General features: G+C 70.0%; 17 protein-coding genes. 9 read left to right on the top strand and 8 right to left on the bottom strand.

Going from position 1 to position 16,803, the window contains the following annotated elements:
* Positions 1–224: 224 nt before the first annotated feature.
* On the top strand, positions 225–2,141 hold the full coding sequence (locus CTB96_RS16380; RefSeq protein WP_110127867.1) for a tetratricopeptide repeat-containing diguanylate cyclase: 1,917 nt from the start codon (positions 225–227) through the stop codon (positions 2,139–2,141).
* Positions 2,142–2,153: 12 nt separating this feature from the next.
* Here CTB96_RS16380 and CTB96_RS16375 read toward each other — a convergent pair whose 3' ends face one another.
* Both CTB96_RS16375 and CTB96_RS16370 read right to left on the bottom strand, forming a co-directional pair.
* Positions 2,154–3,131, bottom strand: coding sequence for an NAD(P)H-quinone oxidoreductase (locus tag CTB96_RS16375; RefSeq protein WP_110127866.1), 978 nt, complete (start codon positions 3,129–3,131; stop codon positions 2,154–2,156).
* Between the two features lie 69 nt (positions 3,132–3,200).
* A complete protein-coding gene (locus tag CTB96_RS16370; protein WP_110127865.1) occupies positions 3,201–3,446 on the bottom strand; it encodes a hypothetical protein in 246 nt (81 codons plus the stop codon).
* A gap of 193 nt (positions 3,447–3,639) precedes the next feature.
* On the opposite strand from CTB96_RS16370, the gene CTB96_RS16365 reads away from it, so the two are divergent.
* The gene (locus CTB96_RS16365) at positions 3,640–4,494 is read left to right on the top strand and encodes an aggregation-promoting factor C-terminal-like domain-containing protein (protein WP_110127864.1); all 855 of its coding nucleotides are present in this window, start codon (positions 3,640–3,642) and stop codon (positions 4,492–4,494) included.
* A gap of 10 nt (positions 4,495–4,504) precedes the next feature.
* Here CTB96_RS16365 and CTB96_RS16360 read toward each other — a convergent pair whose 3' ends face one another.
* Positions 4,505–4,837, bottom strand: coding sequence for a DUF4190 domain-containing protein (locus CTB96_RS16360; RefSeq protein WP_110127863.1), 333 nt, complete (start codon positions 4,835–4,837; stop codon positions 4,505–4,507).
* 30 nt (positions 4,838–4,867) lie between these two features.
* Positions 4,868–5,596: an META domain-containing protein gene (locus CTB96_RS16355; RefSeq protein WP_181397306.1), complete on the bottom strand. Its 729-nt coding sequence runs from the start codon at positions 5,594–5,596 to the stop codon at positions 4,868–4,870.
* 262 nt (positions 5,597–5,858) lie between these two features.
* Between CTB96_RS16355 and CTB96_RS16350 the strand changes: the two genes are divergently transcribed.
* The 4 genes from CTB96_RS16350 to CTB96_RS16335 all read left to right on the top strand — a co-directional run bounded on the left by CTB96_RS16350 (position 5,859) and on the right by CTB96_RS16335 (position 8,693).
* Positions 5,859–6,545 (top strand): GAP family protein, encoded by a 687-nt coding sequence (locus CTB96_RS16350; protein WP_181397305.1) that lies wholly within the window; start codon positions 5,859–5,861, stop codon positions 6,543–6,545.
* A gap of 42 nt (positions 6,546–6,587) precedes the next feature.
* Positions 6,588–7,091 (top strand): cupin domain-containing protein, encoded by a 504-nt coding sequence (locus CTB96_RS16345; protein ID WP_110127860.1) that lies wholly within the window; start codon positions 6,588–6,590, stop codon positions 7,089–7,091.
* A 179-nt stretch (positions 7,092–7,270) separates the two neighbouring features.
* Positions 7,271–8,137 carry a DUF4433 domain-containing protein gene (locus CTB96_RS16340; protein WP_110127859.1) on the top strand — a complete coding sequence of 289 codons (867 nt, stop codon included), beginning with the start codon at positions 7,271–7,273 and terminating at the stop codon, positions 8,135–8,137.
* Positions 8,138–8,168: 31 nt separating this feature from the next.
* Entirely contained in the window at positions 8,169–8,693 is a 525-nt protein-coding gene (locus CTB96_RS16335; protein ID WP_110127858.1) for a hypothetical protein, read from the top strand.
* Positions 8,694–8,719: 26 nt separating this feature from the next.
* Here the strand turns inward: CTB96_RS16335 and CTB96_RS16330 are convergent, their stop codons facing one another.
* The 3 genes from CTB96_RS16330 to CTB96_RS16320 form a co-directional block, all read right to left on the bottom strand.
* Positions 8,720–9,274 (bottom strand): MOSC domain-containing protein, encoded by a 555-nt coding sequence (locus tag CTB96_RS16330; RefSeq protein WP_110127857.1) that lies wholly within the window; start codon positions 9,272–9,274, stop codon positions 8,720–8,722.
* A gap of 24 nt (positions 9,275–9,298) precedes the next feature.
* Positions 9,299–10,108 (bottom strand): DUF4097 family beta strand repeat-containing protein, encoded by an 810-nt coding sequence (locus CTB96_RS16325; RefSeq protein WP_146215837.1) that lies wholly within the window; start codon positions 10,106–10,108, stop codon positions 9,299–9,301.
* Between the two features lie 282 nt (positions 10,109–10,390).
* Positions 10,391–10,600 (bottom strand): hypothetical protein, encoded by a 210-nt coding sequence (locus CTB96_RS16320; protein ID WP_110127855.1) that lies wholly within the window; start codon positions 10,598–10,600, stop codon positions 10,391–10,393.
* 188 nt (positions 10,601–10,788) lie between these two features.
* Here CTB96_RS16320 and CTB96_RS16315 point away from each other — a divergent pair, with 188 nt between their 5' ends.
* Together CTB96_RS16315 and CTB96_RS16310 are read left to right on the top strand one after the other, a co-directional pair.
* Entirely contained in the window at positions 10,789–11,532 is a 744-nt protein-coding gene (locus CTB96_RS16315; RefSeq protein WP_110127854.1) for an endonuclease/exonuclease/phosphatase family protein, read from the top strand.
* 89 nt (positions 11,533–11,621) lie between these two features.
* Positions 11,622–12,875, top strand: a complete 1,254-nt coding sequence (locus tag CTB96_RS16310) for an exonuclease domain-containing protein (RefSeq protein ID WP_181397304.1) — start codon at positions 11,622–11,624, stop codon at positions 12,873–12,875.
* On the opposite strand, the gene CTB96_RS16305 is transcribed toward CTB96_RS16310, so the two are convergent.
* A complete protein-coding gene (locus CTB96_RS16305; RefSeq protein ID WP_110127852.1) occupies positions 12,872–13,162 on the bottom strand; it encodes a GNAT family N-acetyltransferase in 291 nt (96 codons plus the stop codon). The two genes, CTB96_RS16310 and CTB96_RS16305, sit on opposite strands and share 4 nt — an antisense overlap.
* A gap of 152 nt (positions 13,163–13,314) precedes the next feature.
* On the opposite strand from CTB96_RS16305, the gene CTB96_RS16300 reads away from it, so the two are divergent.
* Positions 13,315–16,785, top strand: a complete 3,471-nt coding sequence (locus CTB96_RS16300; RefSeq protein WP_110127851.1) for a TM0106 family RecB-like putative nuclease — start codon at positions 13,315–13,317, stop codon at positions 16,783–16,785.
* The last annotated feature ends 18 nt before the right edge of the window (positions 16,786–16,803 follow it).

Below are 16,803 nucleotides of genomic sequence, written 5' to 3'. Positions count from 1 at the left end.
GCGCACGCCGCCGAAAAGGGCACCTGAACGGGGGGTTGGCATCTCCAGCTGGATCTGAAAGAGCGGCGCTATCACGCTGCTAGGTTCGACAGTACGAGCAGTTTGGGGATTCCAGTTGTGAACGCACCGGGCGTACCATCACGAAGCCTCCCGCCGAGACGAGCGGGCGGCCCGTTCCGTCTGCCGCACACAACCGTCTCCGTGACACAACACGGAGGTCCGCGGTGACCGCCCCCGGCGACACCGTGGAGCCGCTGCCCGCCGGTGCCACGACGCCCGCTGAGACCGAGGTACCGGGCGACGCCATCCTGGCCGCTGCCGACGCCATGGCCGACGCCATCACCGACGCCGAGGCGTCGATCGACCCCACCCTGCCGGGCGGATTCGTCGACCTCGCCGACCTCCCCGCACCAGCTGACAGCGCCGTCCTGCCCGCGCCGGTGGTGACCGCCCCGCCCACCCCGGATGACGCTGCCTCGGCCCGTTCGGTTCCGTCCACCCGCTCCGGAACACTCGCGCCGTCCCGACGCTCCGCCATCAACCAGCTGCTCGATGAGAGCGCTCAGGCCAACCGCGACGGCAAGCACCACCAGGGCGCCGCGCACGCCGAACAGGTTCTCGCCGACGAGTCGATCACCCCGGCCCAGCAGGCCAGGGCCCGGCAGCTGCTCTCCGGCCACCGGTTACGGCTGGGCGAGTTCGAGGCATCCGTGCTCAACGGCCTGCTCGCGCTGGAGTACCTCACCGCCAGCGGCGACCTGCTGGCGCAGTCGACCGTGCACTGCACCCTCGCGCTGGCGTTCCACGAGACGGCGCTGGAAGAGCCGGCGCTGCAACACGTGCTCGGCGCTCTCGAAGCCGCCCGCGCCTGCGGCAGCCACACCGCGGAGTTCTGGGCGCTCAGCCGCTCCTCGATGGTGCACCAGGCGCTCGGCGATGCCGACCGCAGCATCGAGCTCGGCCGCCAGGCCCTGGCCCTGGCCGACACCCTGCACGACCCGGAGGCCGCGTTCGCCGCCCGGAACAACCTGGGTGACAGCTGCCTGGAGATCGCCCGGTCGAAGCGTTCGCGGGGCGAGGATGCCTGGACGGTGCTCAACGAGGGCATCGAACTCACCCGCGCGGCCGTGCAGCACGCCCTGCAACAGCGGCACGCGTTCTATGAGACCGTCGCGCGCACCAACCTGGTCGGGTTCCTGATCGAGATGGGCGAGTACGCCGACGCGCGCCGGCAGGCGGTGCGGTCCAAGACCATCGCGATCACCAACAAGTACCGCAACCTGGCGGTGAACAACGACGCCCAGCTGGCCGAGGTAGCCCGGGCCGAGGGGCGGATCGACGCGGCCTGCGCCATGATGGACGCCCAGCTGGCCGATCCGTCGGTGGCCGAAGACGCGGCGCTGAACGTGAAGCTGCACCGGGCGCTGTACGAGATGCACCAGTCCAGCGGCCGGTTCGAGCTGGCCTTGAGGCACCACGAAGAACTACACGTGCTCATGCTCGGCCTCACCCGGCAGACGGCAGGGCTGCAGTCACGCATGCTGATCAACTCGCTCGAGATCGAGCAGGCCCGGCACGAGGCGCAGCGGTCGCAGCTCGAAGCCGAGATGCAGCGCATCCGGGCCGAGGAACTCGACCAGCAGGCGCACACCGACCCGCTCACCCGGCTGCCCAACCGGCGCGCTCTCGACCGGCAGCTGCCAGAGATGATGGCCACCGCCCGCGACCGGGCCGAACCGTTGTGCGCGGTGATGGTCGACATGGACCACTTCAAGCGGGTCAACGACGAATACGGCCACGCCACCGGCGACCGGGTGCTCACCACCATGGCCACCATCCTCGGTGACGCCACTCGTGAGACCGACCTCGCGGTGCGGGTGGGCGGTGAGGAGTTCCTTCTCGTGCTCGGCAACACCACCCTCGACCAGGCGATGCTCATCTGCAAACGGCTGCTGGGTCAGGTGCGGGACCACCCGTGGGGCGTCGTGACCGGGGGCCTCCGCTGCACCGCCAGCGTGGGCGTCGCCCTGCTCACGCCCGACGAGACCGTGTCGCGCTGGCTAGGGCGCGCCGACGCCGCCCTCTACGAAGCCAAGGCCGCCGGCCGCAACCGGGTCGAACTGGCCGGCGCGCGGCCCTGACCCCGCCGCGAGCTATGGCACCAGCACGATCTTGCCCACGTGGGCGGATGCTTCCAGGTGGCGGTGCGCATCCGCCGCGTCGGTGAAGCTGAACCGGCTGTCGACCACCGGGTGGAGCTCACCCGATTCGAGCCAGGGCCAGACCACCGCGAGCAGGTCGGCGATGATCGCCGCCTTTTCCACGGTCGGCCGGGCGCGCAGGGTGGTGCCCCAGTACCGGCCGCGCTTCTGCATCAACCGGAACGGGTTGAAGACCGCGTCTTCGCCGCCCTGGTTGGCGATCACCATGATCGTGCCGTTGGTCGCCAGCGCCTCCACGTTGCGGGCGGCGTATGAGCCACCCATGATGTCGAGGATGACGTCGGCGCCGTTCCCGGCGGTGGCGGCCAGCACCTCGGTCACGAAGTCCTGCTCGCGGTAGTTCACCAGGATCTCGGCGCCCAGCTCGGCGCAGACCGCCAGTTTGTCGGCCGACCCGGCCGTGACCGCCACCCGAGCGCCGGCCAGCCGGGCCAGTTGGATGGCTGTGGTGCCGATGCCGCTGCCGCCGCCGTGCACGAGCAGGGTTTGGCCCGAGCTGAGCCCGGCGCTCATGAACACGTTCGACCACACCGTCGCCAGCGCCTCCGGCAGCGCGGCGGCGTCGACGAGATCGATGCTCTGCGGCACGGGCAACGCCAGGTCCTGGTGCAACACGGCCTCGGTGGCGTAGCCGCCGCCGGCCAGCAGTGCGCAGACCCGGTCGCCCACGGCGAACCGGGTGACCGCCCGGCCGACCTCGCTGACGATGCCGGAGACCTCCAGGCCCGGCCAGGCCGGGGCACCGGTGGGCGAGGGATACAGGCCCAGGCGTTGCTGGACATCGGCCCGGTTCACGCCGGCCGCGGCCACCGCGATCCGGATGTCGCCGGCACCGAGCGGGAGGTCGGCGACGGTTTCGAGGGTGAGGGCGTCAGGGCCGCCTGGGGTGTGGACCACGAGTGCACGCATGCCGCCATCCTACGAGCGCTCGCCGGCCGTGGGCTGGATCGGCCGCCGACGTGGGGTGCGGCCGTCCACTCAGGCGCCGGTGCGCAGTCGGTCGAGCAGCAGGGCCAGCAGCAGGCTCGACCGCTGCTCGTCGGTGGTGATCTCGATCAGCTCCACCACCGCCGCCCGGTCGTCGAGGGAGGAGGCGCTCACATCGACCTCGTTGATGGCCTGAACGATCTCGATCAGGCGAGCGGCGCTGGCGGAAGCGGCGGCCGAGTCGTAGGCGGGCGCCTCGGGTGCGGACGGCGGGGGAGTCTGGTCTGAATTGGACATCAGTCCACGCTAGCTCACCCTCGCCACCCCGCTCAATTCATGCGTTCACATGGGTTGTGCAGGTTAAAATGAGGTTTCGTCCAGAAACTTTGTGCAGGCTAGGCCACTTGCCCGCGCCGAGTCCGCGCGCGTGGGCCCTTCGATCACAGTGAGCATCCGCCACCGAGCGCATTCTCACGCGACCTGGAAGCTTATGCGCCCCCCTATTTCAGAGAACTCCACGCCCGAAACCACCCCAGAGACCTACCCGACCCGTGCCGAGCGCAAGAATCGTCGCTCGCGCACCAAGCGCCTCTCCCTCATCGCCGGAGGCCTCGTGCTCGCCGGGGTCGTCGCCGGCACCGGCTTCACCGTGCAGTCCGCGGTGGCCGAGCAACAGCAGCAGGCCCAGCAGGAGCGTGAAGAGCGTGCCGCCGCCAAGGCCGCGGTCATCAGCAAGACCCACCTCGCCGCATCCGTTGCCCTCTACGACGCCGACACCGCGCTCGACGCCGCCGCCAACAAGGTGGACGCGTCGGCGCTGTCGAGCACGAGCAGCACCCTGGCCGGCTACATCTCGATGCCGCTCGACGAGGTGACCGAGCTCACCGAGCAGGCCAAGGAGCAGACCGCCGCCGTGCAGGCCGCCGCCGCCGAAGCCGACCGGGCCGCCCAGGCCGCCGCTGAGGCCCAGGCTGCCGCCGAAGCGCAGGCCGCCGCCGAGGCCCAAGCCGCGGCCGAAGCGCTCGCTGCGACCAACACCGTCGCCGGAGCCAAGGCCACCGCCGCGAGCCTGGCCGCCGAGCGTTACGGCTGGGGCGAGAGCCAGTTCTCCTGCCTGGTGCAGCTGTGGCAGAAGGAATCCGGCTGGTCGTACACCGCCTACAACGACAACGGCGGCGCCACCGGCATCCCGCAGGCGCTGCCCGGCAGCAAGATGGCATCGGCCGGGTCTGACTGGGCCACCAACGCCGCCACCCAGATCGCCTGGGGCCTGGAGTACATCAACGCCTCCTACGGCACGCCCTGCTCCGCCTGGTCGCACTCGCAGGCGATGAACTGGTACTAGACCCGGTTCGTCACTGCCAGTAGTTGTTCTGGTAGGCCCAGAGCAGCACCCCCAGTTCGACTGCGATGAGCACGTACCCCACCCACAGGGCGGTGTACGCCCAGATCCGACCGGCCGCCTCACCCCGGCGCACCCGCGCCAGGGTGAGGTGGGCCAGGATGACGCCGATCACCGGCAGAATCAGCGCGACGATGAAAGCGAGCACGGCCAGCGCCCCGGTCGCATCCGGGTTCTCCTCGACGGCGGCGGCGGCCGCGTTCTGGCGGATGCCGAGCCGCAGCAGGAAGACCAGCGCGATCGCGGCCGCGATGATGACGATGATGGTGATCGGGTAGACGCCCATGGTCTGCTCCTTGTCGGTTAGCGCGGTCGGTTAGCGCGCGGTGAGCTGGCCGAGCACTGTGCCGTCGGCGGACTGCAGGGTCATCACGCCGGCCCGCACCCGGCCTTGACTAGCCTGGCTGAGCCACTGGTCCACACCCTCGCAGGCCATCAGTGTCATGGCCCCGCCGGTGAACAGCACGGCGTCGTCGTCGGCCTGCTCCCAACTACCGGTGAGCGAATTGCAGCCGTCGTTGCCGGTGTAGCGGCCGTCGGCCTGGATCGAGAGGAACGGTGCATCCGGCGAATTCGATTCCACCCAGTAACCGATCGGGCGACCCTCAGGTCCCACGGACTCATCCGTCGAGCGCACCAGAACGGTCTCGGTCGAGTCGAACGAGCTGTGGATGACCAGCGTGTCGCCGTTCACCTCCACCCGGGTACCGCGGCTCACCGCCAGCGGCAACTGGGCACCGTCGCACGCCATCATCGTCTGTGGACCGGAGGTGGTGCGCAGCGCCCCGTCGGCGGCCACCTCCCAGGTGCCCTGCACCCGGTTGCAGCCGTCGGAGGCGCTCCAGGTGTTGTCTTGCACGAAGGCCACGTACGGCTGCTCGGGGCTGTCGAATCTCTGGTCGATCACCCAGGTTCCCACCAGTGCACCGGGCTGCACGGAGCCGGAGGGGGAGTCCGCGTTGGGGGTCAGAACCGTGCAGCCGCTGAACACCAGGACGAGCGCGGTGGCGGCAAGCGCTGAACGGAGGAGGGATCGCCTGGACATGCGGGTCTTCTTTCGGCTGTGCTCTTGACTGCGCTGAGCGTTTGACTGAGCTGCGCTTTCGACTGCAATGTAGTGCGGCCCAGCGACCCCGGCAACGCCCGGAACCCTCGGGTGTGCTGGCCGGCCGCGGGCATCTCTCCCGGTGTCATCGTGTCCGCGCGGTTCCCGGTGTACTTTCACGATGGACATCCGTTGGCTTCGTGCTGCCCGGTTCGAGAGGACGGCGGCGCACGAGTCGCCGCCAGAGGGAAGGGACGCCGGGATGACAGAGTGGGGACAGCTGCTGCCGCTGGCGCTGACCATCGCGATCAGCCCGCTGCCGCTGGCTGCCCTGCTGCTCCTGCTGTTGTCACCCGACGGGTTCAAGGCCGCGGCCGGGTTTAGCATCGGCTGGTTCGTCGGGGTGGCCCTCTCGGCCACCCTGCTCGCCGTGCTGTCGTCACTGTTGCCGCACGACAGGTCGGCGGGCTCCCGGGCGTTACAGGTGGCGGTGCCGCTGCTACTGGGTCTCGGCCTGATTGTGTTGGGTCTGGTGCAGTGGCACGACCGGCCGTCGCGCGGAACCGACGTTCCGCTCCCGCGGTGGCTGACCGCCCTGGACCGGCTCACCCCCGCTCGGGCCACGATCATCGGGGTCGGCTACGCCGCTTTCCGGCCCAAGAATCTGGTCATGGCCGCCGCGGCCGGGGTGGTGATCCTGGGAGCGCACAGCGACCCGACGGGCATCATCATCTCGGTGGGCGTCTTCACCGCGCTGGCATCGATCACGATGCTCGCGCCGGTGCTCGCCTACGCCTTCGGCGGCATCGCCGTGCGCGGCCGGCTGACCCGGCTGCGGGAGTGGCTCGTGCACAATATGCCGCTGATCACGGTGTTCACGGTGCTCGTGCTCGGTGTCTTCCTCGTGCTGGTCGGGCTCGGCACCTTCGCCGGCCAGCTGCTCGGCTGAACGAGGCCCTAGTCTGGCCTTGATCAGATCAGGAGCCTCCACATGCCTCACCCCGACCACGACAGTCGCCTCGCCACCCGCCGCACCGCCTCGGGCGAGTTCATCGAACGCCTGGAACGCCCGGCGCTCGCCGTGGAGCTCGGCCTTGAGCCGCACCCAGAGGGCGGGTGGTACCGGCGCACCTGGACCTCGCCGGTGCCGGTGACGCTCACGGATGCCGACGGCTCTGAACGCATCCGTCCGGCGGCCACGCTCATCTCGTTCCTGCTGCCCGCGGGGGAGTTCTCCGCCTGGCACCGGGTGGCCTCGACCGAGATCTGGATCTGGAACGGCCAGGGCACCGTGGAGCTTGAACTCGGCGGCGACGGCGACGAACCCGACACCGACACGACCGCTGTGCTCGGTGGCCGGCTGCTGCGCGGCGAACGCACCCAGGTGATCATCGGTGCGGATGTCTGGCAGCGCACGGTGCCGAGCGACCACGACGCCCTGGTGAGCTGTCTGGTTTCTCCCGGCTTCGACTTCGCCGACTTCTCGATGGAGTAGGCCGAACGACCCTGCAATCGGGGCACAGATGCCCGATTGGGTCCGGATTGTGTCCGGATCATCCCCGGATGGCCCCGGTTATGTCACCGCGCGAGGCGAAATGACCGTAACTTAGATAGGTAGGCACACTTCCGTCGAACCCGACGTGGGCGGAGTCAACGCACACGAGAGGTTGAGTTGTGAACGAGGAATGCATCCACGGACTGGACGGGGAGCTGTGCGCCCTGTGTTTCCCACCCGCCGCCCCCGTCGCATCGACCGTTCCCGCCGTTCGCGCACCACGCGCCAGCCGCGCGCGCACGCCTGAAGCGCCCACGGCGCTGCGCACCGTCGTTGCCCCGATCACCACCGGCACCGCCAAGACCAAGCGCCACGACGACAACGTCGGCGAACAGCGCATCTACCACCTCACGCACATCCGCAACCTGCCCGGCATCCTGGCCACCGGCCGGCTGCTGGCCGACAGCAGCGACGACTGGGCTGACCGCCCCGTCGTCGACATCTCGTCACCGGCCAACCGCGACGCCCGCCGCGACGCCCGCGTCTCCGGCCCGGACAGCCTGGCCGTTGCCGACCACGTGCCGTTCTTCCTCTCCCCGAACGCCCTGGTCTGGGAGAACATCCGTGCCCAGTCACTCGACCCGCGCCTTTCCGACGACGCGCACGAGGCTGCAGCGTTCGACTTCGTGATCCTCGTGTCAACGGTCAAGAAGGTCCTCGACCAGCAGGTCGCCGCCGCGGGAGACCCGTCGGCCGTCCACTTCGCGGTCACCGACGGTGACGCCGCATTCGCCGCCACCCGCTTCGGCGCCACCGCCGACTCGGCCGACCGGCTGCTGCGGACGCTCCGCGCAGACCTCGACTCCGACGCCATTCTCAAGGCCGAACTCCTCGTGCCCGGTGAGGTGCCGTTCGGCCTGATCACGCTGATCGGCGTCGCGAACGACCGGGTGCGGGATGCGGTCAAGCCGATCCTCGCCACCCTCGGCCACAAGCCCAAGGTCGCCGTGTACCCGCCGTGGTTCCACCCCACCGAAGAGCTCTAAGCGGGTCCTGACCCGTGGGGATCTCCCATCGGTGCGGCCTCCGCCCGGCCCCGCCGCGCTCGTGGTGAACGCGGCGCGCCGGGCCCGCAACGTCAACAAGCACCTGCCGGCGCGGGCGATCGACGTGAGCTGCGACGCCGCCAGCACCCTCGAGTTCGCTCGGGCGGCGATGGCACGGCACCACTTCACCCCGCACGGACCGATCGTCGGGGGTGTGTGGATGTTCCGGTACGGCACCCCGGCCGATGAGTTCCTCTCCGACATCCTCGGTCTCGGCCTGATCTTCCGGTTCTTCGGCCGCTCCAACGACCACGCCCGGATCGCCGTCTGGACCGAGCCGCTGCCCGCGGGAACCCGGGTCACGGTGAGCCTGGTGACGGGCATCTTTCAGGCGCCGGCCGTGCACAGCACGATCACCGAACTCATCGACGACCTCACCTCGGCCGGGGTCTTACTGCAGGCCGGGGAGCCGTTCTCCGGCATCGACCTGCCCGCGAACTCGCCCGGGCAGCCGTTCCCACGCCGTCGGGCGCGCCAGGAGGCCCGCCGCCGCTGACGCCGGCGTGCCGCGCCGCTGCCGGGTCAGACCACGCCCAGGGGAACGTGCGGCTCGGCGGGCAGTTCCACCCGCAGGTCGTCTCCGGGCGACACGGTGCCGGTGGCGATCACGATGCCCATGATGCCGGCCCTTCGCAGAACCTGGCCGGAGGCATCCGGGTGTTTGAGCGCCTTCTTGAGGCCCTGCTGGAACTTGTCGATCATCGAGCAGGGGTCGCGCATGCCGGTGACTTGCACGATCGCGTCGGCACCGAGGTGCAGACGGGTGCCGACGGGCAGGGCCAACAGGTCGAGGCCGGCGGTGGCGATGTTCTCGCCGAGCTGCCCGGCCGACACCGTGAACCCCTCGGCGGCGAGTTCGTCGAACAGTTCGGTGCGCACCAGGTGCACCTGGGTGAGGTTGGGCCTGGTCGGGTCGTTCTTGATCAGGTAGCGGTGCTGGGTGGTGGCGCCGGCATGGGAGTCACCCTCGACGCCGTGGCCGGCCACGAGGCGGATACTCGGCGCGATCGGCTTGCTGAACCGGTGCTTGTCGTCCCGGCTCACCGCGACGACGGTTCCGGTCTGCTGCGTGCTCATGCCGCCATCCTTCCAGATCCGCGCTCAGTCGATGGCCTGGATGGTGATGCCGCCGTTGGTGGTCAGCGCTGTGATGGAGCGCCGGGAGGTGCTGTCGGACGGCACGGTGTCGCTGTCGACGCTGCCGTTGGTGGTCTGGGCGGTCACGCGGTAGGTGACCCCGTCGACGGGCACCCGCACGGTGACCGAGCCGTTCGTGCTGCCCGCATCCACCGAATCCGGCGGATTGACGAATTGCAGGGTGACCGAGCCGTTGGTGGTGGTGGCGGCGACGGATGCCGAGGCGGACTCGGCCACCCTGACGTCGCCGTTGGTCGTGCGTAGGTTTACCCGGCCCACACTGCCGAGAACGTCGATGGTGCCGTTGGTGGTGTGCAGGTCGAGCCGGCCCGTGAGCCCCGATGCCGTGATCCTGCCGTTCTCCCCGTCGACAGTGCTCGGCAGGGCCGTGGGCAGTTGCACGGCAACGGTGATCGCGCACCGGGAGAACAGCTGGGGGCGGCAGCCGCCGCGCACCTCGGTCACCCCGCCGCTGGTGCGGGCGGTGAGGGTGGGCTCGTTGCCGAAATACGACCCGGTCATGCGCACGTGCACCTGGCCGTCGGTGCTCGGTTCCAGCGTGAGAGCCGCATTCGGCACCTGCACGCTCAGGCTGGTGCCCGGCGCGAGGTCAGCGCCGAGGTCGACGGGCCCGCTGCGACCGGACAGGGCGAAGACGAAGGCGGCGATCAGCAGCAGCAGCCCGAGGATCGGCACGAGGATGAAGAGCAGGGTGCGCCAGAGCGGAGCCGGGCCGGCGCCCGGCGGTGGTTGCCTCTGCGGTTGCCTCGGCAATGGCCCAGTAGGCGGCCCGGCGGGTGCCCCGGCCGAGGGGCGGCTGGGTGGAGCCGGATCAGGTGGCGGCGAACTCGGTGGTCGGCCCGGTGGTTGACCCGGCGGCGGGCCCGCCTGCGCGCGCACCACGGGCACCCGGGGACGGCCGTGCGGTGGCGTGTCGGTCATGGTCTGCTCTCCCCGGCTCGACGGGGCCGGGCGCAGAGCGCGGGGTCGCCAAGCCTTACGTGCAGGGGAAGGTAGCAGGGTTGCCGGTGCCTCGATATGGCCGCCGGAGGGCCGCTAACGCTTGGTGATGTCGCGGGACCGGTAGCGCAGCACCCGCGCGCGCACCGAGAGGATGCCGCCGATCACCAGGGCGACCACGGCCACGGGCAGCAGAATGCCGACCATGGAATTGTTCGTCGCGGCGTTGACGATCAATAGGGCGACGGCCAAGCCGCTGCAGGCGAACGCGGCGACGGTGTACGTGGTGAACGACCAGGATTTCATGGGCAGGGCATCCAATCTGAGGCAGCACGTTCGGGCGCCGGGCACCTCTACGGTAGCAGCGCGGCCCGCCCTCGCGGCGGGCAGACCACGATGGGCGAATGCTGAGGACTCCGCTCTGATGCGGTGTTCGTAACAAAGCGAACGTAGGCTTAGAGGTCCAGTCGAGAATTCAAGGACAGGTGTGTGACGTGAAGGTCATCAGCTACAACCTCCGCAAGAACCGTGCCAGCGGAGAACTCATCGCCCTGGCGGAAAAGTACGACCCCGACCTCCTCTGCCTGCAGGAGTGCGACACCATCGATCTCCCGGCCGAGGTCGGGCTGCTGCACCTCGCCGACTCCACCACCCGCAACCGGCTTGGTCTGGCCCTGTACTACCGGCGCGACCGGTTCACCGCGAAGAAGACGCAGTCTTTCGCGCTGAAGAAGTCACTGCACGACATGGTGCTCACTCCGGCGCACGAGCGGCTGATCGGCACGCTGCTGCACGACACCGCCGCCGACCGCGACCTCGTCGTGGCATCGTTTCATGCCGCACCGCTCACGGCACGGAATTCCCTGCGGCGCAACCAGATTCGCTCGGCCCACGAGGAACTCGCGGTGCTCGGGCCGAACCTGCCCACCCTGATGGTGGGGGACTACAACTACCCGATTTTCAAGAAGTACCTCAGCAAGGAGGTCAAGGAGTCCGGCTACGAACTCACGCTGAGCGACAGCCGCACTTACACCCGGTACAAGTTCTTCCGTGGCCACTTCGACCTGGCCACCTCGGTGGGCCTCACCATCGACAGCATCGAGACCCTGCCGCGTGGCACCAGCGACCACATGCCCATCCTCGTCACCTCGTCGTACAGTGAGGCGGCGGCCCGCGCGGCCGACCAGGCCCAGGATGCGCCGGCCGGCGTTGTGCCCGGCGGAGAATTCTCGATCTGAGCGGGTTTTGAGCGGCCAACCACAATCGGGCTTTTCTCCACCCTTTCGGGGGGATAGAGTCATCCATACCCAACAGCGAAGGAGCCACCGTGGCCGGCTTCGCTGTGATCGACTTCGAAACCACCGGGCTGTTCCCCGGGGCGGCCGACAGAGTGATCGAAGTGGCGGTGGTGCAGCTCAGCTCCCGCGGCCAGTTCGAGGGGCGATGGGAGAGCCTGGTCAATCCGGGTCGTGACCTCGGCCGCGCCCACAGCCACCGCATTCACGCCCAGGATGTGCGCGACGCCCCCACCTTCGCCGAACTCGCTCCCCGGCTGCTCGAGCTGCTGCAGGGCCGCGTGGTCGTGGCCCACAACGCCTCCTTCGATGTGCGTTTCCTTCGCGCGGAGCTACAGCTGGCCGGTCTCACTCCGCCGGCCGACATCGTCACGTTGTGCACAATGCAGCTCGCCCGGGACTTCCTGCCCGGTGCCGGTCGCTCACTCACCGATTGCTGTGCCGCGCTCGACATCGACCTGGACGACGGGCACCGCGCCGCCGGTGACGCCCGCGCCACGGCACGGTTGCTCGCCGCCTACATCGAGGCCGCGGACGCGCCGGAGTTCTGGTCCGCGCACCTCACCGCCGCAGCCCTGGTGCGCTGGCCGGTCGCGCCGGCTCCGGCGGCGCGGTGGCGCGAGCGCTCGGTGTCATCGCATCCGATGACCACGGCGTCGTTCCTCGAGCACCTCGTCTCGCGGTTGCCGAACACCGCCGGTCCCGCGGAATACGTCGACTACCTCGCCCTGCTCGACCGGTGCCTGATCGACCGCACCCTGTCCGCCCACGAGGCCGACTCGCTGGCACGGCTGGCCGGCCAGCTCGGCCTCGACCGTACCGTTGCCGCGAACCTGAATCGGCAGTACTACACCGCACTCACCACGCTGGCCTGGACCGACGGCATCCTCACCACCGCCGAGCTCGCCGATCTGGTGAGCGTGGGCATGCTGCTGGGCCAGCCCACGGAGACCATTGCGGCCGCCCTCGACGAGACCCGGCAGCAGACTCCCGCGCCTGCCGGCGGGGTGGAATTGGGGCCGGGCTTCCGGTTGCTTCCCGGCGACCAGGTGGTGCTCACCGGCGACATGGACCGGGTGCGCAGCGACTGGGAACGGGAACTGCGCGGGCTGGGCCTGGTGCCGTGGGGCGCCGTGACCAAGAAGGTGCGGCTGCTCGTGGCCGCCGACACCGGCTCGCTCTCCGGCAAGGCCCGCAAAGCACGCGACTACGGCATTCCCATCGTGGACGAAGCCACGTTGGTGCGGCTCGCGAGCGCCTGCGGAACCCGGGCGGAGAGTCGCTAGGCGCGCACCCGCAGCAGTCCGGCGCGGTCCGGATGCTTGGCGAACCAGTTGCCGACGTACCAGCAATCCGGTGACACGGCGCGGGTGGATGTGGCCTCGACGTCGTCCATCGCGAACGCGACCACCCGACCGGCCAGGCCCTGACCGCGACGGCTGGGCTGGGTGAAGGTGTGGTTGAACGAGATGGTGTCACCCCGCACCACGTAGTCGGCGAGGGCGGCAAGCTCGCCGTCGATGTAGAGCGCGTAGCGGGAGGCATCCGGCTCGTGCACGAGGTCTGTGGTCACCCTCCCATGGTAGCTCGCGCCCCGTCCTACCCCGCAGACGGAAGCCGCACATGTGCCCAGGAGCCGCACCGCTTACGTGTCGGTGGGGTCGGGTAACCTGACCTCACTCCACCGCTCTCGCTACGGCCCCGGCCACCTCTCGAAAGGCACGTGTGTTCCTGCTCGATTCGTCCGTGATCTTCAGCGCCACCGACCTTGGCGCCGCCGCGGGCTGCGAATGGGCGCTGATGCGCAAGCTCGACGCCAAACTCGGCCGGGTCGACGCCGTGTCCGACGAGGGCGACGCCATGCTGCGCCGTGCCGGCGCGTTGGGCGACGAACACGAGCTGCGCACCCTCGAACGCCTCAGGCTCACCCGGCAGGTGGTCGAATTTCCCCGGCCGGCGATGACCGAGCTGCCGCAGGCCGCCCTGGCCACAGCCGAGGCCTTCCGGGCCGGCGAGGACGTGCTCTTCCAGGCCACCTTCTTCGACGGCAGCTTCGTGGGCTTCGCCGACTTCATCATGCGCACCGACGACGGCCGCTACGAGGTCTACGACACCAAGCTGGCCCGCTCCGCCAAGATCACCGCCCTGCTGCAGGTGGCCGCGTACAGCGACCAGCTCGACCGGCTCGGCATTCCCGTCGGCGAGAACGTCTACCTGCTTCTCGGTGACGGCCGCACCAGCACACACCGGCTGCGCGACATCCTGCCGGTGTACCGCAAGCGCCGTGCCCGGCTCGAACGCCTGATCGTCGAGCGCGTCGCCGACCCCGAGCCCACCCCGTGGGGCGATCCGCGCTACACCGCCTGCGGCCGGTGCGCCGCCTGCGCGATCGAGGTCGAGGCGCACCGGGATGTGCTCCTGGTGGCCGGCATGCGCCTCACCCAGCGCCGGCACCTGCTCGAGGCGGGTCTCAGCACGATCGAGAAGCTGGCCGCGTCCAGTGGCCCCGTCGACGGCCTGGTGGATGCGACCGTCGACGCCCTGCGCGCCCAGGCCCGGCTGCAGCTGGCCTCCCGACAGCTGGCAGTCGGCCAGCCCGGTCACGCCGACCCGCCCGCCGTCGAGGTCTACAACCCGGTGGCGCTGGGGGCGCTGCCCGAACCCGACCCCGGCGACATCTTCTTCGACTTCGAGGGTGACCCGCTCTACAGCGAGGCCGCCGACGGCGACCGTGCCGACTGGGGCCTGGACTACCTCTTCGGCCTGATCGAGACCGACGGTACCTTTCGCGCGTTCTGGGCGCACGATTACGCCGAGGAACGCCAGGCGCTGATCGATTTCCTCGCCTACGTGGCCGAACGGCGCGCGCTCTACCCGGGCCTGCACATCTACCACTACGCCGCCTACGAGCGCACCCACCTGCTCTCCCTGGCCGCCCGGCACGGCGTGGGAGAGGACGCCGTCGACGGGTTGTTGCGCGACAATGTGCTCGTCGACCTCTACCCGGTGGTGAAGAAGAGCCTGCGCGTGGGGTCGCGCAGCTACTCGATCAAGAAGCTCGAGCCGCTGTACATGGGCGACGACCACCGCGAGGGCGTCGACAATGCGGCCGATTCCATCACCGTGTACGCCGACTCCCGCGACCTGTTCCGCGCCGGGCAGGTTGATGAGGCCCAGCAGATGCTCGACGACATCGCCGACTACAACGAGTACGACTGCCTGTCCACCCTGCGCCTGCGCGACTGGTTGCTCGCCCGCGCCGACGAGGCCGGCGTGCCCCGCGCCGCCGCCCGTGACCTCGAGCTGGCTATTCCCGTGCGGGAGCCCAGCCCGGTCTACCTGGCGCTGGCGGCCGCCGTGGCGGATGCGCCGCCCGGCGACCGCACGCCGGACCAGACCGCGATCGCCCTGGCCTCCGCCGCCATCGATTACCACCGGCGGGAGGGCAAGAAGTTCTGGCAGGAGCACTTCGACCGGCTGCGCAACCCGGTCGACGAGTGGTCCGCCACCCGCGACGTGCTGATCGTGGAACGCGCCACCGTGGAGCGCGACTGGGCCCTGGTGGGCCGGGACCGCAACCTCTCCCGGGTGCTGCGCATCGAGGGCGAGCCCGCGCCGGGCAGCTCGCTCAAACTCGGCCAGCGTCCATTCCTGCTCTACGACGCCCCGTACCCGCCGTTGGCGCCCACCGGTGAGCCCGGCTCCCGGGTGGCGCACGAGCGCACCGAGATCACCGGCCTCGTCGACGAGGCCACCGGTGAAGAGGTGCTCTTCGTGACCGAGAAGCTCGGAAAGGGTGTCGAGCCCTACGACCACCTGCCGATGGCGCTCACCCCGTCCACCCCGCCGCCGCCCGGCACGCAGGTGCCCGCGATCGCGGAGTGGGGGCAGCGGGTGCTCGACGCGCTGCCGGCGATGCTGCCGGATGCCGCGCTCGACGTGTTGCGGCGGGTGCCGCCGAGGCGGGTCGCTGGCGGAGCCCTCCCGCAGGTGGGCTCGACAAGCTCGACCAGCGGGACCGACATCACCACCGCCATCCGCGACAGCCTGCTCACCCTGGACCGGTCCTACCTGGCGGTGCAGGGCCCGCCCGGCACCGGCAAGACCTACACCGGCTCCCGGGTGATCGCCGAGCTGGTGCGTGACCACGGCTGGAAGATCGGCGTGGTGGCGCAGTCCCACGCCACGGTGGAGAATATGCTCACCGCGGTGCTCAAGGCCGGGCTGGCCTCCGGCCACGTCGGCAAGAAGGCCAAGGCGGGGGAGGAGGCCGCGACCACCGCCTGGACACCGCTGCCACCCACCCGGTTCGCCGAATTCACCAGCCAGGCCGGCGGTTTCGTGCTCGGCGGCACCGCCTGGGACTTCAGCAATGCCGGCCGCATCGAACCCGGCTCGCTCGACCTGCTCGTGATCGACGAGGCCGGCCAGTTCTCGCTGGCCAGCACCATCGCCTCCGCGGTGTCGGCCCGGCGCCTGCTGCTGCTCGGCGACCCGCAACAGCTGCCGCAGGTGAGCCAGGCCTCCCACCCCGAACCCGTCGACGTGTCTGCACTGGGGTGGCTCACCGACGGGCACGACGTGCTCCCGACGGAGCTCGGCTACTTCCTGGCCAAGAGTTGGCGGATGCACCCAGCGGTCTGCGCACCCGTTTCCCGGCTGTCGTACGAGGGCAAACTCGAATCCCAGGCCGCCGACCGGCACCTGGCCGGCGTCGAACCCGGTCTGCACCCGGTGCCGGTGCCGCACGTGTACAACTCCACCTCCTCGCCGGAGGAAGCCGCGGTCGTTGCCGAACTGATCGGCTCGCTCCTCGGCCGGGCCTGGACGGTGGGCGGGGCCACGGCTCCGCTGACCCAGCAGGACCTGATCGTGGTGGCGCCGTACAACGCCCAGGTCGAGATCATCCGCCAGCACCTCGCTCTGGCCGGCTGGCACGACGTGTCGGTGGGCACCGTCGACAAGTTCCAGGGCCGGGAGGCGGCCGTGGCGATCGTCTCGCTGGCCGCGTCCAGCGCCGACGAGGTGCCGCGCGGGCTGGAGTTCCTGCTCCTGGCCAACCGGCTCAACGTGGCCATCTCGCGGGCGCAGTGGGCGGCGTACCTGCTCTATTCGCCGGCGCTCACGGATGCGCTGCCGCACAATGCGGGCACCCTGGCGCAGTTGAGCGCGTTCATCGAGCTGGTCGAGGGGTAGCGTTCCCCGGCCGAGTCG

It is taken from the genome of Cryobacterium arcticum (genome assembly GCF_003185895.1).
In the GTDB taxonomy this organism is placed as follows: Bacteria; Actinomycetota; Actinomycetes; order Actinomycetales; family Microbacteriaceae; genus Cryobacterium; species Cryobacterium arcticum.
The sequence above is the reverse complement of the archived record's forward strand: the minus strand, read 5'-3'. Positions and strand labels throughout refer to the sequence as shown.

Excerpts from the sequence above, each read along its gene's own strand:
- CTB96_RS16375 (WP_110127866.1), bottom strand. The coding sequence starts at position 3,131 with ATGCGTGCACTCGTGGTCCACACCCCAGGCGGCCCTGACGCCCTCACC.
- CTB96_RS16360 (WP_110127863.1), bottom strand. The coding sequence starts at position 4,837 with ATGGGCGTCTACCCGATCACCATCATCGTCATCATCGCGGCCGCGATC.
- CTB96_RS16370 (WP_110127865.1), bottom strand. The coding sequence starts at position 3,446 with ATGTCCAATTCAGACCAGACTCCCCCGCCGTCCGCACCCGAGGCGCCC.
- CTB96_RS16355 (WP_181397306.1), bottom strand. The coding sequence starts at position 5,596 with ATGTCCAGGCGATCCCTCCTCCGTTCAGCGCTTGCCGCCACCGCGCTC.
- CTB96_RS16365 (WP_110127864.1), top strand. The coding sequence starts at position 3,640 with ATGCGCCCCCCTATTTCAGAGAACTCCACGCCCGAAACCACCCCAGAG.
- CTB96_RS16350 (WP_181397305.1), top strand. The coding sequence starts at position 5,859 with ATGACAGAGTGGGGACAGCTGCTGCCGCTGGCGCTGACCATCGCGATC.
- CTB96_RS16330 (WP_110127857.1), bottom strand. The coding sequence starts at position 9,274 with ATGAGCACGCAGCAGACCGGAACCGTCGTCGCGGTGAGCCGGGACGAC.
- CTB96_RS16345 (WP_110127860.1), top strand. The coding sequence starts at position 6,588 with ATGCCTCACCCCGACCACGACAGTCGCCTCGCCACCCGCCGCACCGCC.
- CTB96_RS16320 (WP_110127855.1), bottom strand. The coding sequence starts at position 10,600 with ATGAAATCCTGGTCGTTCACCACGTACACCGTCGCCGCGTTCGCCTGC.